Raw genomic sequence first — 4,963 nt, 5'->3', positions numbered from 1 at the left:
GTGTTGCGGAAGGACTTGATGTCATCATAGCCAACGAGATGTGCAATCTGGCTGATAGGCCGCGCCGTCGCCCCCAGTTGCATCTTCGCGTTAGCGATGCGGGCATCGCGCAAATAATCGCGCGGTGTCATACCAAGCTCTGCCCGAAAGCGCCGGATCAAGGTTTTCTGGCTGACCGCGAAATAGGCGGCCATCGCATCGATCCGCAGATCGGGTATCGACGATCGCTCGGACAGCCATTGCTGGGCACTGGCGACGAGGGGATCCTTTGCCAGTCCCTCCACCACCGGGCTGATCAAGCCCACGGCATGAGCCAGATTGCTGGCAATGGAGGGGGCGTACATCTTGTCGATCATGCGCAGCAGCAGCATGATGTCATGAGCCATGCCGCGCCCCAACCACATCCGATCACGCTCTACGATAATCGACTTGGTATCAATCGTAAGATGCGGATATGCCAGGCGAAACGCACGCGCCATGGTCTGCGGCAGCGGCACCGAACCGGTAAGCAAGCCAGCTTGCGCCAGCAGATAAATACCCGCACCCGTGGCAATGATCGTAGCACCCCCGGCATATTGCGCATTCAACCAAGCCAGCACCCCTGCCAGTTCGCTCCACCGAGCCGGCAAATCATCTTCCGGGCAAGCCATGTCAGGGATATGAATTAGGCGATATTGAATGCCGTTTCGGGGGGAGTATTCCGCCTGTATCGAGCACCGCGGCGAAAGCGCCACTGGTCCCCCGTCAGCACTCACGATGTGGAGCTGCGTGAACATGCCCACGTTGTCACGGGGCGCAAATTGATCTGCCACCCGGGATCGCATCATCGCATAGAAATCTACGATGGTGCCCAGGCTAGCCATATGTCCGCCCGGAAGTGCCAGAACTGCTGCGTCGGCGCTCATAACTTCATGCTAATTACACACCCGCATTTAGTCAAATAGACAACCTCACCCCCGGACGGAGATTACCCCCATAGTAGTGCGACAGCCTGAATCAAAGCAGGCGTTACCACAGGGGGAGGATTGCCATGCGCAATTATAACATTGGATTACTGAGTCTTGTGAGCCTTGGATCGCTGGCTGCGGCCAGCGCAAGTTATGCGCAAACTGCTGGTGTGGAGCAAACGCGGTCGGCATCGGCAATGGAGGCAGATGGGGCGATCGTCGTCACTGCCCGCCGCCGTGAGGAAGCGTTGCAAGATGTTCCGATCTCGATCACCGCGCTGAGCGGTGCAGCGCTTGCAAGGCAGGGCGTGCAGAATATCCAGGATGTAACCGCGCGCGTCCCTTCGCTTTCCATCACCACCACCTCCAACATCCGCAGTGTCGTTGCATTCGCTATTCGGGGTCAACGCTCTCAGGAACCGCAGCTGCTAACCGATCCACCAGTTGGAACATACTTTGCCGAAGTCGTGCAACCGCGCCCCTACGGGTTTGGCAACGCCTTATACGATCTGCAATCTGTGCAAGTACTGAAAGGTGTGCAGGGAACATTGTTTGGTCGCAATATGACCGGTGGTGCTGTTCTGGTGGAACCTAATCGACCGACCCAGGATTTCACCGGGGAACTGCGTGGCACCTTGGGCAACTATGATCTGCGCGAGCTGTACGGCATGCTCAACGTTCCCGTCACAGAGGGTATCGCGGTGCGCGTTGCCGGCAAGACGCGGCAACGGGATGGTTGGGCCGTGGATGTCAGCAATGGGCGGCGGTACGACAACCAGGACTTCACCACGTTCCGCGCGTCCGTTTTGCTGACACCATTTCAGGGTTTCGAATCCAATTTGATCGTCGATTTCTACAACGCGGATGAAGTAGGCGGTGCAGCTTTCGCCACGACGCTGCGCACGCCGTCGACCGCTGCAGCCGTTCCCGGGTTTGCAGCGGCGTTCCGCGAACAGCAGGCCCGCTTCGCCGCAAAGCGCTTCCGCTTTGACCCGGGGCCAGGCGATGGCGGTCGTTTCGATGCGTTCAATCGTCAACCATTCGAAAAAAATCGCAATATCGGGTTCACCAACAAGACTACGTACGAATTGAACGACGATCTCACAGTCAAGAATATCTTTGGCTATCGCCATGTCCAACGCCGTAGCTTGACCGATTACGACGGTACGCCCGTCACCGTCATCGCCGCCGACCAGTATGCCAATATCAAGTCGTACAGCGAGGAACTGCAACTCCAAGGCAAGGCGCTCGACAACCGCCTCGATTTCGTGCTCGGCGGGTTCTACTTCCTGGAGAAGGGGCTGGATGGTTCGCGCTCCTCGCAGTTCCCCGGGTTGTCGATCACGGCAGCCAGCCCCGCGACGCTCACCGCCACGACGCTGATTACTCAGAACGGCGCGGTGGGCCGGTCTACCAGTTATGCGGCTTATGCCGCGGGAACGCTGGCGCTGACCGACACGATAAAGCTCTCCGGCGGCATTCGCTACAACTACGACAAGCGCAAGGCCACCGTCGGCCCCCGGCAGCCCAATCGCAATCTGTGCGTCTTCGATACGGACATCAACACGCCTGGAACGCAGACGGTCCCGATCGACCAGTGCAGCTTCACCGCCTCGAAAAGCTGGGATGCCATCACCTGGGATGCGACGATCCAGTGGGAGCCAAGCCAGGCGACGTCCATCTACGCATCCACCCGCCGCGGCTTCCGCGCTGGCGGGTTCAGCACGCGTGCTTCCAATTATCCGACTTTTACCCCCTTCAATCCTGAAACCGTGCAGGAATACGAAATCGGGATGAAGAACAATCTCGATATTGGCGCCGCGAAGCTGACCACCAGCACGGCGGTGTTTTATCAGGATTACAAGAACGTCCAGAAGCAGCGCACATTCGCCGGGCCGCCGACTGTCACCATCATCGACAATACGGCGAAGCAGGAGAACTTCGGCGGCGAGTTCGAAGCCTCCCTGGACTTTCGCAATGGTCTGACCGTCGCCGCCTTCTACGCCTACGTAGGCGTCAACATCAAGGAAGGCCGCTTGCCGGGGGAATACGAGCTGCGTGGTACGCCGCACCACCAGGTGGGCGGGTCGATCAACTATGCATCCGATATAACCGGCATGGGTAGCCTGAACCTCAACGCCAACGCCAGCTACCGCTCGCGCAATCATCTAGACGAGTTTGACGTGGAGGGTGACGAACCGGGCTATGCGCTGCTGAACCTGCGCGCGAGCATCGATGGCATCGCGGGCACGCCCTTTGGCGCCGCCCTGTTCATGAACAACGTCACCAATAAGCTATATCGCGTCGGCGTGCTGGGTCTGAACCGCGAACTAGGCTTTGTCAGTTCCGTCTACGGCGAACCCCGGATGTACGGCCTGGAATTGTCTGCGAAGTTTTGATCCAAAGGCCGGGCCTGACATAAATTGCGGGCCCGGCCTAGATCGAGGGAAATACCTGGATGACATCTGAAGGCTAACGATGGGGGCTTATTCGCCTGCGCACGCGCGAAAGCCTTGATCGGGGCGCTCAAAGCCAGGCCTTGTCATGGTCTGGGTCAAGATACCCTTGTTCCTTATCGCCCCGCGTCCAGTACAGCAGGTCCTTCAGCATGGATTGTTTCATCGATCAGGCGAAACACTGCATCGCGAAGGCATCCTGCCCCTCTGTCATATCTCGCGTGATAGATGCCGCCGGGGATTGAGCCAAGTACATCACTGCGCCCTTCCCTCCCTCACCCGATCTTTCTAAACGCCGCTTATGGCATCTCCCGACCCCTGGTATGACGACGAGCCACCAGCTCTTCGGGAGCTGGGGGAGGCCCAGGCGAACTGCGCTCTGGCGTTGGGGCGTCTGGGTGGCCTGGTCTCCATGCTGGACAGCGCTGAAAGCCGGCTGTTCAGCTACGCGTTGCTGCGGACGACCATCATTTCGGCGCTGGCGCAGGCCGGGTTTGCCGATGCCGCCTTTCGCTTCAATGCGTGGTTCGGCGGCCTGGATCGCGGACCGCAGGAAAACGCCTCCTCGCAGTGGTCAGCGCACGCTATCGCCCGCGCGGTGGTGGGGGAGTTGAGCAACCATCCATGGGAGCCACTGGCAACGGCCGCGCAGACTGTAGCGGTGTCAGCCCGCTTCGTATCGGATCGGCCGGATCATCTTGATCTTGCGGCAGCGAGCGACGCGGTCGACCGGGCCGTGGCTATCGTTGTCCAGGCCGATCGGCCGGATGAAAGTCCTCTGCCAATCAAGGCACTGATCGCGCTTAACGCGCTGTTGGCGGCGGACCAGATGTTCGCACCGTTGGAGCAGGGTGCGCGCATGTTGGGAATTTCCGGCCGGGATATTGCGGTCGACCAGCCCGCTCCCCCCACGCCGCTATGGGCGGTGGATTTGGCGCTGGGCTCCATTCTGACGTCCGCCGGCATCTTGCGCCCCGCCTTGCCGATGCCGGGCGCGATCCGCGCAGAAGCCCTGCGGCCAGCAGAGGGTGGGCGGCACGATGCGATTGCGGTAAAGGCGCTGGAGGCCAGCGCCGTTGCGATGGCGGGCCTCATCCAAGACGCGCGGACCGCCGCCAGCTTGATGCGAGCGCGGTTTTCGCATCTGCGTTCCAGCGCGCGCGCGCCGCAAGTGTGGATGATGCTCGCCGGCTTCGCGCCGCTTGGCCTTGATCAAATGACCATCGCATTCGGGATCAGCCGGCGCGGCACTTACGCGGTGAGCGATGCCCTCACCGCTTCCGGGTTGGCAGAGAGAGTGACGGAGAAGGGCAAGGTCTCCCTGCGCGCGACCATGTCACCCACCGCCGAAGAACCAGCCTACGCGGCGGAGGCCCCTGCCCTGCCCGCTCTGGCGATCGCCGAGTTCGATGCCGCCATGGCCGAACTGGATCGCCTCCTCTCACGATCGGAGTGAGGCGCACTTTCTGATGCGCGGTTGGCGCAACCATGCCGCCCTCCGCGTTCGTCACGCCAACCGGCTTCCTACCTGCCTAACGGAATAGCAAGGATCTTTCGCTA

At 60.5% G+C, this 4,963-nt stretch carries 3 protein-coding genes; 2 read left to right on the top strand and 1 reads right to left on the bottom strand.

Annotated elements, in window-relative coordinates; translation table 11 throughout:
• A partial coding sequence (locus tag ACHWRX_RS12130; RefSeq protein WP_394659387.1) for a helix-turn-helix domain-containing protein occupies positions 1–905 on the bottom strand: 905 nt, incomplete at its 3' end.
• Between the two features lie 158 nt (positions 906–1,063).
• On the opposite strand from ACHWRX_RS12130, the gene ACHWRX_RS12125 reads away from it, so the two are divergent.
• Together ACHWRX_RS12125 and ACHWRX_RS12120 are read left to right on the top strand one after the other, a co-directional pair.
• Complete coding sequence (locus ACHWRX_RS12125; protein WP_394659386.1) at positions 1,064–3,346, top strand: TonB-dependent receptor; 2,283 nt, start codon at positions 1,064–1,066, stop codon at positions 3,344–3,346.
• Positions 3,347–3,704: 358 nt separating this feature from the next.
• Entirely contained in the window at positions 3,705–4,859 is a 1,155-nt protein-coding gene (locus ACHWRX_RS12120; protein ID WP_394659385.1) for a hypothetical protein, read from the top strand.
• The last annotated feature ends 104 nt before the right edge of the window (positions 4,860–4,963 follow it).

The sequence above is a fragment of the uncultured Novosphingobium sp. genome (assembly GCF_964277725.1).
In the GTDB taxonomy this organism is placed as follows: domain Bacteria; phylum Pseudomonadota; class Alphaproteobacteria; order Sphingomonadales; family Sphingomonadaceae; genus Novosphingobium; species Novosphingobium fluoreni.
This window is presented reverse-complemented; position numbering and strand designations above follow the sequence as displayed.

Excerpts from the sequence above, each read along its gene's own strand:
- ACHWRX_RS12120 (WP_394659385.1), top strand. The coding sequence starts at position 3,705 with ATGGCATCTCCCGACCCCTGGTATGACGACGAGCCACCAGCTCTTCGG.